The sequence below is a fragment of the Leifsonia sp. 22587 genome (assembly GCF_052044215.1).
GTDB classification, from domain to species: domain Bacteria; phylum Actinomycetota; class Actinomycetes; order Actinomycetales; family Microbacteriaceae; genus Leifsonia; species Leifsonia shinshuensis_C.
Genome location: NZ_JBQENB010000003.1, coordinates 672935 through 689400, shown reverse-complemented (window position 1 = coordinate 689400; position 16466 = coordinate 672935). Strand labels below are relative to the sequence as shown.

Below are 16466 nucleotides of genomic sequence, written 5' to 3'. Positions count from 1 at the left end.
TGTCACTTCCGGTTGTCACCTGCCGCCGGGATCAGACCCTCCTCGATCAGCCGGCTCCACAGCGCGGTTGGGATCGGCTTCTCCATCAGCTGCGCGTTCGCCGCTATCTGCGCGGCCGTGTCCGCTCCCGTCACGACGGTGGTGACCGCCGGGTGCCGGAGCGGGAATTGCAGCGCGAGCTGCGGCACTGTCACCCCGTACTCGCCGGCGACGTCCGCTATGCGGTTCGTGCGTGCCACCAGTGACTGCGGCGGCTGGGCGTAATCGAAATGCGCTCCGGGGCGCGGCCGGTCGGTGGCCAGCAGACCGGAGTTGAACACGGCGGCGACGACCACCTGAACCCCGCGCTCCTCCGCCGCCGGCAGCAGGTCGCGTGCGGCGGAATCGTCAAGCAGGGTGTAGCGGCCGGCGCACATGACCACGTCGAGGTCCGTCTCGCGGACGAACCGGGCGAGCATGGCCGACTGGTTCATCCCGGCACCGTAGGCGCGGATGATGCCCTGCGACCGCAGCTCGTCGAGGGCCGGGAACGCCGTGTCGAGCGCCTCCCGCTCGTGGTCGTCCGGGTCGTGGACGAAGAGCACGTCGATGCGGTCCACGCCGAGCCGGATGAGCGACTCCTCGACCGAGCGGAGGATGCCGTCGCGGGAGTAGTCGACCCGGCGACGCGAGGTGGCCGGGGTGTCGAACAGGTTCGGGAGGTCGGTGTCACCGGGCCGGTAGTCCGGGTTGGGCTCCAGGAGGCGCCCGACCTTGGTCGACAGGATGTGCTGGTCGCGCGGCAGGCCGCGGAGCGACTCGCCGAGCCTCCGCTCCGAGAGTCCCAGTCCGTAGTGCGGCGCGGTGTCGAAGTACCGGATGCCGGCCTCCCACGCGGCGGGCACGATGCCGGGCCAGACGTCGTCCGGCCGGGCACTGTAGAGGTTGCCCAGCGCGGCCGCGCCGTACCCGAGAGGGCCGAGCGGCAGGCGCGCGGGACGGTCGGGCTCAGCCCGCGAGACGGAGGAAGGCGTCGGCATCCAGCGTCACCTCCTCGCCGGCGTCGAGCGGGACGCGGATGCGGCCCTCGTCCAGTCGGACGACGACGTCGCCGCTCCCCGCGGTGCGCGTCAGCGTCGCGCTCGTGAGCGCGCCGCCGTCCCAGGTGAGGTCGACGGTGATCCCCCCGCGGGCTCGCAGGCCGCGGACGGAACCCTCCCCCCAGCTCGGCGGCAGCGCGGGCAGCAGGACGAGCTCGCCGGAGTGGCTCTGCAGCAGCAGCTCCGCCAGTGCCGCGGGGAGCCCGAGGCTCACATCCACCTGGAACGGCGGGTGAGCGCGCAGGAACGTGGGCACGAGTCCGCCCCAGGCCCACCGCTCCGCTCCGCGGAGCTCGGGGTCGCCGTCCGGCGGGAGGAACGTGCTGCGGAGGATCGCCTCGGCGCCGGCGCCGTCGCGGAGGCGGGCGCGGAGGGCGATCGACCACGTCCAGGGCCAGCCCTCGGCGGGATGCGCACGTCCGGACACGAAGGCGGCGGCGGCCGCCGCGAGCGCGGGGTCGCGGTCGGCGTCGATGCGGCCGAGCGGATACAGCCCGACCAGGGCGGAGAAGTGACCGTGGGCGGGGTTCGGGTCGTCGCGGTCGACGTGCCACTCGCGGATGCGGCCGTCCGCGCCGACGGCGTCCGGTTCGATGCGGGGAACGGCGCGCCGCGCACGGTCGACGACGTCGTCCTCCTCGTGCCCGAGGACGGCCGCGGCCTCCACCAGGTCGTCGAGCACCTGAGCGATCAGCGCACGGTCGATGGCGGTCGCCCGGTCGATCGCCGCGACGCCGTCGCCGTGGACGAAGTGGTTCTCCGGCGAGGTGGAGGGGTTGGTCACGAGCCACGGGCCGCCCTCGTCGAGCAGCCAGTCGAGAGCGAAGGCGGCCGCGCCGTGAAGGATCGGCCAGGCCCGGTCCCGCAGCCAGCGGGAGTCGAGGGTGAAGCGGTAATGCTCCATCAGGTGTGTGGTCAGCCAGGTGCCACCGGTCATCCAGACCGCCCAGGCGGGGTCGCCGTGACCACGGCCGACGGGGAGCGGCCAGCCCCAGAGGTCGGTGTTGTGGTGGCCGACCCAGCCTCGGGCGCCGTAGAGGGCTTCGGCGGCGATCGCGCCGGTCTCGGCCATGACCTCCACGAGGTGGACGAGCGGCTCGACGGTCTCCCCGAGTCCGGTCGTCTCGGCGGCCCAGTAGTGCATCGGCACGTTGATGTTGGTCGTGTAGTTCGACGACCAGGGCGGACGCAGGTCGTCGTTCCACAGGCCCTGGAGGTTCACCGCGGGACCGCCCGGGCGCGAGGCGGAGACGAGCAGGTAGCGCCCGTACTGGAACAGCGCCGGAGCGATGGCCGCCTGGTCGTCGTCGGCTGTCAGCCGGTCGACGACCACGACCTCCGGCGTCCCCGCGAGACGCAGGGACGCTGCCGTGAGGAGCGGCCGCACGTCCGCGACGTGCCGGGCCAGCGCGTCCTCCGCACCGCGGGCGACGGCCACCCGGGCGCGCGCCGTCGCCCGCTCGAGGTGCCGGTCGAGCCCAGGGACCGACGAGCGGTCGCGGAACCAGTCCTCCGCCGCCGTCGAGGAGGCGAGCGCCAGTCTCACCGTGGTCGCACCCGTGATCTCCAGCCGGTCGCCGACGACGGTCTGCTGCCCGTCCGTCGTCACCGCCGTCACGGCCGCGGCGACGTTCTCCCAGCCGTCGACGACGCCGTCGGCGGGGTGTCCCGGGCGCGCCGGGTCGCCCGCCCAGCGGAACGGCGCCACGTCCGTCTCGTGGAGCGGTGCGCCGTCCAGGGGCAGCTCGACGCCGAGTTCCAGGCCGCCCGGCTCCACCCGCAGCGACCGCCGTCGCAGCCGGGTGGTCAGTTCGAGGGAGACGTCGAAGCGTCCTCCGTCGGCCGCCAGTTCGACCTGCAGCGCATCGTCCGGGCGGCTCGCCCACACGCGGCGCGTGACCGAGACGAGGTCGTTGGCGATGCGGTCCGTGTAGACGGCGTCCTCCAGGTCGAGTGTCCTCCCCTCGAAGGCGAGAGCGGCGCCGGCCGCAGAGAACCGCGTCCGCAGGTCGACATAGGGAAGGAACTCCTGGCTGTACGTGCCCTCGAACGCCCTGAGCATCCGATCGGCGTCGGCGAGGCGGTCCTCGCGCACCGCCCTCCGCACCTCCTCCAGCGCCGCAGGGTCCGCGCCGGCGCGGACGAGGGCGTGGAGCTCGGCGCGCCAGGCGTCCGGGGCGCCGGACCAGACGGTTCCGTCGTTGACCTGGAGATGGAGGCCGTCGGTGCCGGCGAGGATCATCGCGCCCAGCCGGCCGTTGCCGATCGGGCTGCCCTCGATCCATCGGGCGGGCGGCCCCTCCCAGCGCAACCGCCGGGTCATGCGGCGCTCCCCGTCGAACCGAAGCGCTCACGCAGCACCGCGAGCGCACCCTGCCGGTCCTGCGTCCCGCCGGCCTCATGCCCGGCGGCGGGCCATTCCCGGAACACGACCGGTGCCGCGTAGGCGTCGGCGGCGGCGCGCGCGGTCTCGGGCGGGCAGATGTCGTCGGCGAGGCCGTCGGTGATCCAGCCCGGCGCAGTGGCGTGGCGGGCGGACGTGACGCCGTCCACATACGCGAGGGTGCGCGCGACAGCGTCGGCGCGGTCGGGGTGCTCGATGAGGTACTCGCGCAGCTCCAGCCAGGGACCCTGCGCTGCAAGCCGGACACCGTCCGGCGCGTCGGTCAGGAACGGCGCCTGCGCGAGCACCGCGACGAGATCCGGGACCAGCGCGCCGACGCCCAGGGCGATCCCGCCGCCCTGGCTGTTGCCGATCGCGGCGATGCGCGTCGCATCCACGTCGTCGAGCGCGCGGAGCGCGTCGACCGCGCGGGCCGCGTCCACGAAGACGCCCCGGTAATAAGAGGTGCGCGGGTCGAGGATCCCCTCCAGCAGGTGACCGGTGCTGCCGCCGCCCTGTCCGTGGGTGTCGACGATCAGCTGGGCGAATCCGGCTGCCGGCCACGTGAGGTCGTCGATCGGCGACAGCCGGCCCGCGCCGTAGCCGTTCGCGTGCACGATGCCCGGCAGGGGCTCCGTGCGGTGATGCGGGAGCCGTAGCCAGCCGCGGACGCGACGGCCGTCGTACCCGCAGAAGGAGATGTCGAAGACGTCGACGGCGGTGAGGCCGGTGTCGACGGGTGCCAGGCGCAGGTCGAGCGGATGGCGGCGGGCGTCGCCGAGCGCCTCGTCCCAGAACTCCCTGTAGTCGTCGGGGGTCGGCAGCGGCTCGTGGCCGAGCACGGACGGGTGGGCGGGACGGCTCATGCGGCGAACCTCTCGAGGTCGGCCGGGTACTCGAGCCCGGCGGGGAGGGCGATGCCCGGTGTTGTCGGTGCGTGCAGCATCCCGTCGGCGTCCACGGCGGGCTCACGGCGGACCGGGTTCGATGTGACGAGCGACTCGTAATAGGTCGTGTTGGAGATCGCCATGCACAGATGATGCGTCGGGATGTCCGAGCCGTGCACCTCGGCGCGCAGGAGGAACGAGTCGGCGAGGTGTGCGGTGCGCATGGCGCCGGTGATGCCGCCACGCAGGTTCGTGCTCGTGCGGACGCCGAAGGTGGCTGCGCCCGCGCGGATGAAGTCGGCGGAGTCGAAGTGCGCGCCGTCCGAGGTCTCCCCGACGAGCAGCGGGATCCGGACGGAGCGGGCCAGTGCCGCGTAGGCGCCTACGCTGAACTCGCGCATCGGCTCCTCGTACCAGAGGTATCCGGCGTCGGCGAGCGCGTCGCCGAGGCGGATCGCGTCGGGCAGGTCGAAGCCCGCGGAGCCGTCGTACATCAGGGGGACCGCGTCGCCGACGTGCTCCCGCAGCGCGAGCGCGAGCTCCGCATCCCGGCGGGCGTCGCCCCACGCGTGCAGCTTGACACCGCGGTACCCGAGCGCGAGGGCCTGGTCGGCGACGTCGAGGAACTCGGGGATGTCTGCGAACGTGCTCGTGGAGGCGTAGGCCGGGATCTCGGTGCGGAAGCCGCCGAGCAGGCGCCAGACCGGCTCGCCCTGCACACGGCCCGCCAGATCCCAGAGCGCCGTGTCCACCAGGCCGAGCACGTAGAGCGGGAGCTCGTGGATACGGTCGAGCTCCCACACGCGGTGCCACAGCCACTCGCGCTGCAGCGGGTCCGCTCCGAGCAGCTCGGGGCGGAAGACGTTCTCCGCCAGGTAGGAGAGCACTGCCCACGCCCCCGGCCGGGAGAGGAAGGCGACGCCCTCCGCACCCGTGTCGGTGCCGATCCGGAGGACCGCGCCGTCACCGGTCGCCGGGCTGCCGCTGAGGCCGTCCCGCCACCGGAACGGCGGGTCGGCGGGAGGCACGGCGACGCGGAACGCCTCCACGTGGGTGATCTTCATCGAGAGCTCCAGGGATGGGGTGGGCCGGGACGCGGAGTCCCGGCCCACCCGGTGGATCAGCGGACGGAGTAGCGGACGGCGTCGGTGCGCATCACGTCACCCGACTCCTTGACCGCCATGAAGGTGTGCGGCCCGGCGCGGAGCCCGGTCGCACTGAACAGCGTCTGCTGGGTGCGGCGGGTGTCGCTGTGCGTGTCGACGCGCTTGACGAGCTTGCCGTCGATGTACACGTCCACGACACCCTGGTCGGGAGCCGTCGCGCCGATCCAGTCGACACCCGTCCCGGTGAAGGCGTAGGACACCGAGGCGCCCGCGGTCTTCGTCGAGTGGACGTCGTCCAGGTAGTCGCCGCGGAACCCGACGTTCAGCGTGGTCGCCCCGACGGGCAGCGTCGCCAGGTACGTCGTGCTCAACGTGACCGTCGACCCGGACACCGAGTAGTCGGTGCCCTTCGTGAGCGCCTTGCCGTTCGCCGTGATGCCGGTGAACTCGTCCGGGTCGCGGAGGACGCCGAAGCTGGCCGCGGCCGGTGCCTTGGTGTCGAACGACACGGAGGACGGGTCGATCAGGTTCGGCTGGATCACGTCGAGCCGGTCGATCAGCATGAACTGCCCGGACTTCATGACCACGCGCAGCGTGTGCTGCCCGTTGGTCAGGTCGTTCGTCGTGAAGACGACCTGCTGCGCGGTGTGCGAAGCGGTCGGGATGTTGGCGCTGACCGTCTTCACCAGCTGCCCGTCGATGTACACGTCCGCGTCGCCCTCGGACGAGTCGAGCTCGGTGTAGTACGAGATGCCGGTCCCGGTGAAGGTGTACGAGAACGAGTCGCTGCCCGGGTGCTCGGCGTAGTGGACGTCGTCCTGGTAGTCGCCGAAGTTGCGCCCGTTGCTGTACCCCCACTGCCCGGAGTACGTGATCCCGGGGTCGGTGTCGTTGACGGTCGTGGTGCGGGTCGGGCCGGTGGGCGTGGACGGCGCGGGCGAGCCCGTGTCCGTCACGTTCACGGTCAGCGGCTGGGAGGTCGAGGCGACCTCGGCCCCGCCGTTGCGGGTCCAGTCGCCGCCGTACTTCATGCCGAGCGCGTCGTCGTTGACCGTGACGGTGGCTCCCTTGTCGGGCGTCACCTTCAGCAGCCGGACGCCGTGGATCGGCACGTCGGAGGCGGTGAAGCCGGTGGCGGCCTTGCCGAGGTTCTTGCGCGCCCACAGGTCGCGGACCGTCGCCGACCCCTTCAGCCCGATGTCGGACCACTTCGCGCTCACGTCCGACTCCGATCGCCCGAGGTTGAACAGTGCGACGGTGTAGCTGCCGTCCGCGTTGGGGGCGTACCAGACCTGCTGCTTGGAGGTGGTGGAGACGGGACGCGCGGGCACACCGGCCTGGTCGACGGCCACCACTTCGGGGTTGGTCAGCAGGTCGATCCCGAACTGGTCGAGGTTCGTCAGATCGTTGCCGGTGTACATCGGCGCCGCGGAGATCGCCCACAGTGTGGTGGCCGTCCGCCGCTCGTCCGGGGTCAGGCCGTCCATCTTGCCGTTGCCGACGTCGAGCGAGTCGAAGTCGTTCCACCCGCCGGGTCCGGCGTGACGCCACCAGTCGGCCGCGCGCGGGAACAGACGGTTGATGTTGTCCCACTGGGTGAGCGCCTCTCCGCCGCAGTAGCACTCGACGTCCCACTCCACGCGCCAGCCGTTGGCGTACTGCTTCCAGTAGTCGGCGTAGTTGATGTCGAGCGCCCACGAGATCTCGAACCAGATCTTGTGTGCCTTCAGCGCCTTCGACCACGCGGCGACGTCGTCGCGTGCGTCCACCGATCCGTCGCTGATGCCCGAACCGGGGGTGACGCTGTCGAACTTGACGAAGTTCACGCCCCAGGAGGCGAGCTGGTCGACGATGGAGTCGACGTACTTCTGGGAGCACGGGTTCGTGAAGTCGATGCGGTAGCCGATCTTCCAGTAGTCGGCCTGCTGCAGCGGCTGCTTCACGATGTCGTGGGTCGTGCAGCCGGGGGCGTTCGCGATGGGGTACGCCTTCTCGTACACGGCCGGGGAGATGCCCGGGATCAGGTACACGCCGAACTTCTGGCCGTTCGCGTGGACGTGGTCGATCACCTTCTGCAGGCCCTGCGGGTAGAGCTTGGCGCTCGGGGTGGGGCGGCCGTTCCCGTCGACCCCGTCGCTCCAGCCGGCGTCGACGTTGATGTGGTCGTAGCCGGCCTTCTGCAGCTTCGCGCGCATGGCGTCGGACTGGGCGATGAGCTGGTCGCCGGTGATCCACTGCCCGTTCGTGTAGACCTGCATGCTGTAGCTGCTCCAGCCCATGTAGGGCTTCTGCGCCCAGGGGTCGCCGGTCGTGGCAGGGGGCTGGATGGGCGTGGGCACGTCGGCGGACTTGGCGGACGCCTTGGTGGACGCCTTCGCGGTCGGTGATGCGGTGGGCGACGGGGTTCCGGTCGGCGACGGCGTCGCCGTCGGCGACTCGGTCGGCGTCGGTGTCGCGGTCGTCGTGGGCGGCGGCGTCGGCGACGCGGTGGCGGGCAGCGCGGCGGCCGCCACCAGTCCCAGCGCCGCGACCGTCACGGCCGCAGCCTGCAGGCCGCGACGCGCACGTGTCATGCGGGTCATGCGTTCTTCCTCTCTGAAGAGCCCGGCGCTCGGCGTCAGGCGGTGATGCGGTGGGCCGTCTATGGGAGCGGGAGTGCGTCCGGCCGGGTCACTCCCGGACCAGGTCGAACAGCATCCCCTGCTGCGGATTGAGGGTGGGCATCGGAACACCGGCCGTCGCGAGCACGGAGCCGGGCAGTGCGATGCCCTCGGGGTTCAGGGCGGCGGTGATCCAGGAGGGGTCTGCGCTCTGGTGCCGGCTGGCGACGCCGAACTCGTCCCGGATGCGGACGGTGTAGCGCGCTCCCGCGTCGAGGCCGGGGAACCGGACCCGGCCGGACTGGCCCGGCGCCGACGTCGCGAGACGCGCCCAGGTGTAGACCGCGCGGCCGCCGTCCTGGGCGATGATGCCGGTCAGCACGGCGGCGTCGTCGGCGAGGTCGGCGTTGACCACCCGCCCGCTGTGGATGAGCTCGCGCAGTTCGCGGTAGACCGCACCCCAGCGGGCGATCGCCTCGAGGTCGTCGTCGTCCGCCTCCTGCAGGTCCCACTCGATGCCCGCGTGCGCGGTGAGCGCGACGACCAGCCGGAAGGAGAGGTCGGTGCGCCGCGAGGTGGTGTGCGACCTGGCGGCGCCGAGGTGCGAGCCGATGAGCTCCGGCGGCACGAGCATCCGGGTCCAGCGCTCGATCTGCAGGCGCTCGACCGGGTCGTTGCAGTCCGAGGCCCAGACCCGGTCCGTCCGCTGCAGGATGCCGAGGTCGACACGGCCACCGCCGCCGGAGCAGGTCTCGATCTCGAGGTGCGGGTGCCGCTCGCGGAGCGTGTCCAGCATCCGGTAGAGAGCCAGCGTCTGCTCGTGGACGGCGGGGCGGTCGATGCCCGCGTACCCGCTGACCGCCTCCGACAGGTCCCGGTTGTGGTCCCACTTGATGTAATCGACCGCGTACTCGTCGACGATCGCGCTGATCTGCCCGAGCACGTGCTCGTAGGCCTCCGGCCGGGTCAGGTCGAGCACGTACTGGTCGCGCGCTGCGGCCCCGAGCTCCCGCGGGCCGAGCACCCATTCCGGATGCGCGCGCGCCAGGTCGGAGTCGAGGTTGACCATCTCGGGCTCCACCCAGATGCCGAACTGCATCCCGTGCGCCCGCACCTCCTGGACCAGCGGGGTGAGCCCGTCCGGCCACACCGTGCGGTCGACCACCCAGTCGCCGAGGCCCGCGTTGGCGTCGCGACGGTCGTGGAACCAGCCGTCGTCGAGCACGAAGCGCTCCACGCCGACGCGCGCGGCGCGCCCGACCAGCGCCGTCAGCCGGTCGAGGTCGTGGTCGAAGTAGACCGCCTCCCAGGAGTTCAGGGTGAGGGGACGCGGTGTGCGGGGATGCGACGGCCGGGCACGCAGGCGGCGGTGCAGCCGGTCGGCGATCCCGTCGAGGCCCTCGCCGGACCAGACGAACAGGGCGGTGGGCGCCACGTAGCGGTCGCCCGCCTCGAGTGCGATCTCACCCGGGCCCAGGCCTTCGCCCGCTCCGAGCACCGCCGAGAAGGCGCCGGCGCCCTCGGTCAGCCGCTCGACGACGTACTCGGCGTCGCCGCTCCAGGCCAGGTGCGTCGCCCACGCCTCGCCGCGGCCGAAACCGAGGTCCTCGGTGCCCGCGACGACGAGGAACGGTGCGTCGTGCCCGGGCTTGCCGCGGTGCGCGCGGCGCACGTGGCTGCCGAAGAACAGCGGCCCGCGCTGCGGCGCCCGCTCCCGGCACCACTTGCCGGTGAAGTCGAGCACGTCGACGGCGCGCTCCGGCACTGGGAGGAGCACGCGCAGGGCGTCGAGCGTGTACGGGAGCGCTGCGCCGTCGCGGGCGAGGGACGCGTCCCGCACCAGGGCGATGTCGACCGACAGCACACCGTATGCGTCCAGGACGATGGTCATGGTCGAGCGGAGGCCGGTGATCTCGTCGGCGAGGTCGATCTCGATCCGGCCGCCGTGCTCGCCGCCGTCGTCGTAGCGCACCGCCTCGGTGCGAGGGCGCGGCGTCGTCGCGGTCCCGGCGGCGTGGCCCTCCTGCGCGGGTGTGCCCGCCCAGCCCTCGTACTCCGTCGGCCACAGGCTGAACGTGCGTGGGATGTCGGGCGAGTTGTTGAGGAGCGCGGGCCCCGCCGTCTCGCGCAGGGCTTCCGCGGCGGCGTCGTCGAGGGGTCCGGGATCGGCTCCCCAGTGCAGGACGCGCGGCACGCGTCCCGCCGTGTCGATCACGAGGGATGTGCCTGCTGCGCGCAGGGCCAGAACGGCGCCATAGCCGTCGAGCATGAAGGAGCTCCTAGCGGATGTCGGTTATTTGACAGTGTCAATTAACCATGCCTAAGGTGTCGACTGCAACCTCGAGAAGGAATACCAATGACGATCTCCGGCGATCGAACCCTCCAGCTCGCGTGGCGTGAGCCCGCGGCGCACTGGGAGGAGGCCATCCCCCTCGGGGACGGCCGTCTCGGCGCGATGGTGTTCGGCGGCGAGACCGGTCGCTACCAGGTGAACGACGCCACGGTGTGGTCCGGGACGCCCGGCATCCCGGCCGAGGAACTGCGTCGCGTGCTCGCCGGCGGCGCCGGGCCGGAGCGCCTCGGCGAGGTCCGCACAGCGCTCGCGGACGGCGACCTCGCGCGCGCCGAAGACCTGCTGATGACCTTCGAGGGACGCTACAGCCAGGAGTTCCTGCCGTTCGTCGACCTCCGGGTGGAGATCCCCGGGGCCGCGCCTCGGGACGGCTCGCCCGCGCGCGTGCTGGACCTCGACCGCTCCCGTGTGGAGGAGTCGCTGGTCGCCGACGGCATCCGGATCGATCGCGTCTCCCGCGTCCACGACGGCGTGCTGCTGGTCGAGCTGGTCGCGGACGCGCCCCTCCCCGAGATCCGGCTCGCGCTGAGCACACCGCTCCGCGAACACGCGCGCACCGCGACGGACGGGATGCTGACGCTCGACATCGCCGTCCCGATCGACGGCGCCCCCCTTCATGAGCAGTCCGTGGTCCCGCCGCTCCGCTATGCGGAGCCGGGCGTCGGCACCTACGACGGCTTCGCCGCCGCGGCCCTCGCGGTGCGGAGCGACGGCACGACGGATGCCGGGGACCACGGTCTCACCATCCGCGGTGCCCGTCGGGTGCTCATCTCCCTCTCGTCGTCGACCCGCGCTGAGTCGTGGTGGGCCGGCGTGGACGACGAGTGGCGGACCGTCTCCACGGAGACGATCCGGAACCGCGCCCGGGATCGTGCGCGCGGCGCCATCGCCGCGGACACGGTCCCGGGCCGGGACGACGTCTCGCACGCTGCCGACCCCGCGCGGTTCGCGATCGGCGGCCGTCGCGAGGGGCGCTGGGATGTGGAGTCCGACATCCTCCGTGGAGACGACGACGCCCTCCGGGCCACCGTCGCCGCCGAGTACGGCCGGTACCTTCTGACGTCGTCGTCGCGCGCCGGTGGCCCGGCGGCGAACCTGCAGGGCATCTGGAACGGCGAACTGCGCCCGGCCTGGTCCTCGAACTACACGATCAACATCAACACGCAGATGAACTACTGGGCGGCTGGACCGCTCGGCGTGATCCCGCACGCGGAGCCGCTGATCTCGCTCGTCGAACGCCTCGCAGCGAACGGGCGGGATGTCGCCCGCGACCTCTACGGCTGCCGCGGCTGGGTCGCGCACCACAACACCGACCTCTGGGGCTGGAGCCTCCCCGTCGGCATGGGCCACGGCGCGCCCAGCTGGGCCATCTGGATGATGGGCGGCGTCTGGCTCACCCACTCCCTCTGGGACCACTGGGAGTTCTCCGACGACCGTCGCACGCTGCGCGAACGGATCTGGCCGCTGCTGCGCGGGGCGAGCGAGTTCTGCCTCGACTGGCTGCAGGTCGACGCCGACGGCCGTGTCTTCCTCGCGCCGTCCACCTCCCCCGAGAACGCCTACCTCGACGCCGACGGGGTCCCCCGGGCACTCGGGCTCACGGCGACGATGGACCTCGAGCTGATCCGTTCCCTGTTCCAGCGCGCGCTCCACGCGATCGAGCTGCTGGAGCTCGCCGATCCGCTCCGCGACGAGCTGGAGGCGGCGCTCGCACTCCTTCCGGATCTCGGCATCGGCAGCGACGGGCGCCTGCTGGAGTGGTCGGAGGAGGTGCCGGAGCACGAGCCGGCGCACCGTCACCTCTCCGCGCTGGTCGGCCTGTACCCGCTCGACCTGATCACCCCGGAGGGCACGCCGCAGACAGCCGACGCCGCCCGTCGCTTCCTCGATGCGCGCGGACCCGGCGCGATGGGTTGGTCGTGGGCGTGGAAGATCGCCCTCCGCGCCCGCCTCGGCGACGGCGAGGCCGCGCACGACCTGCTCACGCAGGCGCTCACCCCTTACGACGGGGATGCGCGGCGCCACGGACCGGTCGACGGCTCGGAATGGGGCGGCCTCCTGCCGAACCTGTTCAGCACGCATCCGCCGTTCCAGATCGACGGCAACCTGGGCTTCCCCGCCGCGATCGCCGAACTGCTCCTGCAGAGCCACGCGGGAGCCGTCCATCTGCTGCCCGCGCTGCCCGAGGCCTGGCCCGAGGGCCGCGTGACCGGGCTCGGCGCGCGCGGCGGACTCCGGGTGGATCTGGCGTGGTCGGGCGGACGCCTCGAGTCCGCGGTCGTGCACAATCCGGGGACCGAGCCGCGGGCGGTCCGCGTCCGCTACGGGAGCACCGAGGCGGAGGTGCTCCTGTCCGCCGGGGGCGAGCACGCCATCCAGCTCGCGCCCGACACGGCCGGCACCGCATGAACGACGAGACGCTGACGCGGACGACGCTGCTCGGGGCCTCCTCGGACGCGGCGACCCGCGTGTTCACCACCATCCTCACCCGCAGCCCGATCAGCCGGACCGACGTCTCCCGGTTGACCGGGCTGTCGCAGGCCGCCGTCACCAAGGCCGTGACACCTCTCGTCGCCGCCGGCCTCGTCAACGACTCCCTCGACCCGACCCCGACGGGCCTTCCCGGCCGCCCGGTCAGCCCGGTCGCCGTTGTGCCGGATGCCGTCGTGGCGCTCGGGGTCAAGGTGAACGTCGACGAACTGGTCGGTGTCGCCACCGACCTCACCACCCGGATCATCACGTCCGACCGCCTCCCGCTGCTCTCGCACGATCCCGTCGCGGTCGCCGACGCCATCGTCGCGATGTGCGACCGCCTGCAGGAGGGGCTCGGCGGCCTGGAGGCGCGGCTGGCGTGCATCGGCGTCTCCGTGTCCGGCGACGTGGACAGCGACACCGGCATGGTCCGCGACTCCGCCCTGATGGGCTGGCGGGGCGTCGACCTGGGCGCGCTCCTCCGCGAGAGGTTGGGGGTGACCATCGTCGTGGAGAACGACGTCCGCGCCCTCACCATCGGCGAGCACTGGTTCGGGGTGGGACTCGGCACCGGCTCCTTCGCGATCGTGACGATCGGTCGCGGCATCGGCAGCGGCCTGCACCTGAACGGCGAAGTCGTCGAGGGCGCCTACGGCGTCGCGGGCGAGATCGGCCACCTGCCGCTCACCTCGCGCGACCGCCTGTGCGCGTGCGGGCGCCGCGGCTGCGTGGAGGCGGTCGCCGCGACGGACGCGATCGTGGCCGCCGTCTCCGCCGCGCACGGCCGGGCGTTCCCCATCGGCGAGGCCGTCGACCTGGCCCGCGCGGGCGACTCCGCCGCCGCGGGCGCCTTCGCCGAGGCGGGGACCGTCATCGGCGCGGCGATCGCCAGCGTGGTCAACATGATCGGCCCCGAGCTCGTCATCATCGGCGGCGAGGGCGTCGCCAACTTCGACCTCTTCGAGGGGCCGCTCCGCCGGTCCTATGCTGAGCACGTCTTCGGCTCCGCCGACCGCTGCCGCATCGTCGTCCGCCCGCACACCTTCGAGGACTGGGCGCGGGGCGCCGCGGCCAGCGCCATCCGCTCCCTTGTCGTCTGAAAGGAACCCCATGCGATTTCTGCGCCTCGGCGCCCCCGGTGCCGAGATCCCGGCCGTCAGCGACGGCGACGGCACCTGGGACCTCCGTCCCCTCACCGCCGACATCGACGGCGCCTTCCTCGCCGCCGACGGGCTCGCCCGGGCGGAGGCCGCCGCGCGTGCGGGAGACCTGCCGCCGCTCGACCCGTCCGGGCTCCGTGTCGGCGCACCGATCGCCCGCCCGCAGGCTGTGATCTGCATCGGGATGAATTACGCGGCGCACGCGCGCGAGTCCGGCTCCGAGCCGCCGGGAGACATTGTGGTGTTCTACAAGCACCCGAACACCGTCGTCGGCCCGTACGACGACATCCTGCTGCCGCCCGGCTCGACGACCACCGACTGGGAGGTGGAGCTGGCCGTCGTGATCGGGCGCCGTGCCCGCTACCTGGACTCGCCCGAGGAAGCGCTGGCGCACATCGCCGGCTTCGCTGTCGCCAATGACGTCTCGGAGCGCGAGTACCAGCTGCAGCGCTCCCTCGGCCAGTGGAGCAAGGGCAAGAGCTTCGAGACCTTCAACCCGCTGGGGCCGTGGCTCGTCCCGGCCGCCGAGGTCGGCGACGGCTCCGGCCTGGGCATCCGGTCGCGGGTGAACGGCGAGCCCCGGCAGGACTCGTCCACCAGCGACCTCGTCTTCGGCGTCGCGGACATCATCCACCGGCTCAGTCGCTTCATGGTGCTGGAGCCGGGTGACCTCATCAACACCGGGACCCCGGAGGGCGTCGGGCTCTCCGGCCGTTTCCCCTACCTCGGCGCCGGCGACGTCGTCGAGGTGACCATCGACGGGCTGGGCGAGCAGCGCTCGGTCGTCCGCCCCGCGCCCTGACCCGTAAGGAGACCCCCATGTCCCACTTCGACGGACTCGTCGCCGCTGTCACCGGCGGCGCCTCCGGTCTCGGCCGCGCCATCGCCGACGAGCTCGCCGCGCACGGCGCCCGCGTCTTCGCGCTCGACCTCGACCCCGATGCGGTGGCGGCGCCGCACACCGGCATCCGCTGCGACATCGGCGACGACGCCAGCGTCCGCGACGCGATCGCCGAGGTCGTCGCTCAGTCCGGACGTCTCGACATCGTCATCGCGAACGCCGGGATCGGCGCGCAGGGCGACGTCGAGGCGAACGACGACGCCGAGTGGATGCGCGTGCTCAACGTCAACGTGATCGGCTCGGCCCGGACCGTCCGGCACGCCATGCCGCACCTACGGCTGTCGCCGTCCCCCGCCGTGGTGCTGACCAGCTCCATCGCCGCGTGGGCCGGGTTGCCGCAGCGCGTGCTGTACTCGGCTTCGAAGGGCGCGATCTCGGCGATGACACTCGCGATCGCCGCCGACTGCCTGCCGCTCGGCATCCGCGTCAACGCCGTCGCCCCCGGCACCGCCGACACTCCCTGGGTGAGCCGGCTGCTGGACTCCGCCGCCGACCCCGAGGCGGAGCGTGCTGCGCTGGAGGCCCGGCAGCCCAGCGGTCGCCTGGTGCGTCCGCAGGAGGTCGCGGAGGCGGTCGCCTACCTGGCGTCGCCGAGCTCCGGGTCGAGCACCGGCGTCATCCTGCCGGTCGACGGCGGGATGTACTCGCTGCGTCCGCGGCGCTGAGGTCAGGGCAGGCGGTACACGCGCCGCGCGGTGCCGCCGAGCACCTCGCGCGTCCCGTCCGCATCCAGTCCGGACAGCAGCGCGAGGGTGAACTCCATCGTCTCCGCGTAGCTCGTCGCCAGCGTCGACACGGGCCAGTCGCCGCCGAACAGCACCCGGCCCGGCCCGAACGCCTCGAGCACGGTGCCGCTGAACGGACGCAGGTCGTCCGCGGACGCCCGCCCGGAGGAGCCGAGCGTGGTGAGGCCGGAGAGCTTGACGGCGACGTTCGGCCGCTCGGCCAGCTCGAGGATCAGCTCGCGCCAGATCGACACCTCGTTCGCGCCTGCGCCGACCGGCGGCGAGCCGAGATGGTCGACCACGAGCTGCAACCCCGGAAGCTCGTCGGCGACGACGAGCGCATGCACGAGGTGGCGCGGCAGCACGCCGATCACATCGAAGGCGAGTTCCCGAGCCGCCAGCTGCGCGAGTGACTCATGGACCGCAGGCTGTGCCAGCCATTCCGGGTCCGGTTCGTCGTGGATGAGGTGGCGCAGCCCCACGAGCGGACCCGACGCCGCGTACTCGTCCAACGTCGCGCCGAGCCCGTCGGGGTTCAGCAGGTCCGCCCAGGCGACGACGCCGGCGACCCGCGTCGAACCCGTGGCGACGGCGAACATGGCTCGCGTGTCCGCCTCCGTGTCCGCCGCCTGCACGAGGATGGCCTGCTCGACGCGGGCGGCGTCCAGTTGCGGCTCGACCTCGGCGATGCGGAACGTGCGGTTGATCGGCGCGACCGCATCCGAGAGCCAGCCGTACACGCCGTGCTCGAGGTCCCAGAGGTGGAGGTGCGCATCGATGGTCACTGCCATATCCTATAG

The 16466-nt window shown here is 72.6% G+C and carries 11 protein-coding genes; 4 read left to right on the top strand and 7 right to left on the bottom strand.

Annotated features, from left to right (window positions below):
• Nucleotides 1–2: 2 nt before the first annotated feature.
• From ACTJI1_RS15500 to ACTJI1_RS15475, 6 genes are all read right to left on the bottom strand, one after another.
• Nucleotides 3–1019 carry an aldo/keto reductase gene (locus ACTJI1_RS15500; RefSeq protein WP_440743350.1) on the bottom strand — a complete coding sequence of 339 codons (1017 nt, stop codon included), beginning with the start codon at nt 1017–1019 and terminating at the stop codon, nt 3–5.
• Complete coding sequence (locus ACTJI1_RS15495; RefSeq protein WP_440743349.1) at nt 988–3402, bottom strand: glycosyl hydrolase family 95 catalytic domain-containing protein; 2415 nt, start codon at nt 3400–3402, stop codon at nt 988–990. Before ACTJI1_RS15495 ends, ACTJI1_RS15500 begins: the two co-directional genes overlap by 32 nt.
• Entirely contained in the window at nt 3399–4328 is a 930-nt protein-coding gene (locus ACTJI1_RS15490; protein ID WP_440743348.1) for an acetylxylan esterase, read from the bottom strand. Before ACTJI1_RS15490 ends, ACTJI1_RS15495 begins: the two co-directional genes overlap by 4 nt.
• The gene (locus tag ACTJI1_RS15485; RefSeq protein WP_440743347.1) at nt 4325–5413 is read right to left on the bottom strand and encodes an enolase C-terminal domain-like protein; all 1089 of its coding nucleotides are present in this window, start codon (nt 5411–5413) and stop codon (nt 4325–4327) included. Before ACTJI1_RS15485 ends, ACTJI1_RS15490 begins: the two co-directional genes overlap by 4 nt.
• A 56-nt stretch (nt 5414–5469) precedes the next feature.
• A complete protein-coding gene (locus ACTJI1_RS15480; RefSeq protein ID WP_440743346.1) occupies nt 5470–8037 on the bottom strand; it encodes a X2-like carbohydrate binding domain-containing protein in 2568 nt (855 codons plus the stop codon).
• An 88-nt stretch (nt 8038–8125) separates the two neighbouring features.
• Complete coding sequence (locus tag ACTJI1_RS15475; protein ID WP_440743345.1) at nt 8126–10324, bottom strand: alpha-galactosidase; 2199 nt, start codon at nt 10322–10324, stop codon at nt 8126–8128.
• Nucleotides 10325–10411: 87 nt separating this feature from the next.
• Between ACTJI1_RS15475 and ACTJI1_RS15470 the strand changes: the two genes are divergently transcribed.
• From ACTJI1_RS15470 to ACTJI1_RS15455, 4 genes are read left to right on the top strand one after another with little or no spacing between them, the layout of a single operon-like run.
• Nucleotides 10412–12817 (top strand): glycosyl hydrolase family 95 catalytic domain-containing protein, encoded by a 2406-nt coding sequence (locus tag ACTJI1_RS15470; protein WP_440743344.1) that lies wholly within the window; start codon nt 10412–10414, stop codon nt 12815–12817.
• Nucleotides 12814–13980: an ROK family protein gene (locus ACTJI1_RS15465; protein WP_440743343.1), complete on the top strand. Its 1167-nt coding sequence runs from the start codon at nt 12814–12816 to the stop codon at nt 13978–13980. The genes ACTJI1_RS15470 and ACTJI1_RS15465 overlap by 4 nt, the downstream gene beginning before the upstream one ends.
• 10 nt (nt 13981–13990) lie before the next feature.
• Nucleotides 13991–14842, top strand: coding sequence for a fumarylacetoacetate hydrolase family protein (locus ACTJI1_RS15460; protein ID WP_440743342.1), 852 nt, complete (start codon nt 13991–13993; stop codon nt 14840–14842).
• Between the two features lie 17 nt (nt 14843–14859).
• Entirely contained in the window at nt 14860–15606 is a 747-nt protein-coding gene (locus tag ACTJI1_RS15455) for an SDR family NAD(P)-dependent oxidoreductase (protein WP_440743341.1), read from the top strand.
• 2 nt (nt 15607–15608) lie between these two features.
• Here the strand turns inward: ACTJI1_RS15455 and ACTJI1_RS15450 are convergent, their stop codons facing one another.
• A complete protein-coding gene (locus ACTJI1_RS15450; RefSeq protein WP_440743340.1) occupies nt 15609–16457 on the bottom strand; it encodes an amidohydrolase family protein in 849 nt (282 codons plus the stop codon).
• Nucleotides 16458–16466 lie beyond the last annotated feature (9 nt).

What these genes read in the sequence shown, in the direction of transcription:
- ACTJI1_RS15500 (WP_440743350.1), bottom strand. Translation starts at nt 1,019, where the DNA reads ATGCCGACGCCTTCCTCCGTCTCGCGGGCTGAGCCCGACCGTCCCGCG.
- ACTJI1_RS15495 (WP_440743349.1), bottom strand. Translation starts at nt 3,402, where the DNA reads ATGACCCGGCGGTTGCGCTGGGAGGGGCCGCCCGCCCGATGGATCGAG.
- ACTJI1_RS15490 (WP_440743348.1), bottom strand. Translation starts at nt 4,328, where the DNA reads ATGAGCCGTCCCGCCCACCCGTCCGTGCTCGGCCACGAGCCGCTGCCG.
- ACTJI1_RS15485 (WP_440743347.1), bottom strand. Translation starts at nt 5,413, where the DNA reads ATGAAGATCACCCACGTGGAGGCGTTCCGCGTCGCCGTGCCTCCCGCC.
- ACTJI1_RS15480 (WP_440743346.1), bottom strand. Translation starts at nt 8,037, where the DNA reads ATGACCCGCATGACACGTGCGCGTCGCGGCCTGCAGGCTGCGGCCGTG.
- ACTJI1_RS15475 (WP_440743345.1), bottom strand. Translation starts at nt 10,324, where the DNA reads ATGCTCGACGGCTATGGCGCCGTTCTGGCCCTGCGCGCAGCAGGCACA.
- ACTJI1_RS15470 (WP_440743344.1), top strand. Translation starts at nt 10,412, where the DNA reads ATGACGATCTCCGGCGATCGAACCCTCCAGCTCGCGTGGCGTGAGCCC.
- ACTJI1_RS15465 (WP_440743343.1), top strand. Translation starts at nt 12,814, where the DNA reads ATGAACGACGAGACGCTGACGCGGACGACGCTGCTCGGGGCCTCCTCG.
- ACTJI1_RS15460 (WP_440743342.1), top strand. Translation starts at nt 13,991, where the DNA reads ATGCGATTTCTGCGCCTCGGCGCCCCCGGTGCCGAGATCCCGGCCGTC.
- ACTJI1_RS15455 (WP_440743341.1), top strand. Translation starts at nt 14,860, where the DNA reads ATGTCCCACTTCGACGGACTCGTCGCCGCTGTCACCGGCGGCGCCTCC.
- ACTJI1_RS15450 (WP_440743340.1), bottom strand. Translation starts at nt 16,457, where the DNA reads ATGGCAGTGACCATCGATGCGCACCTCCACCTCTGGGACCTCGAGCAC.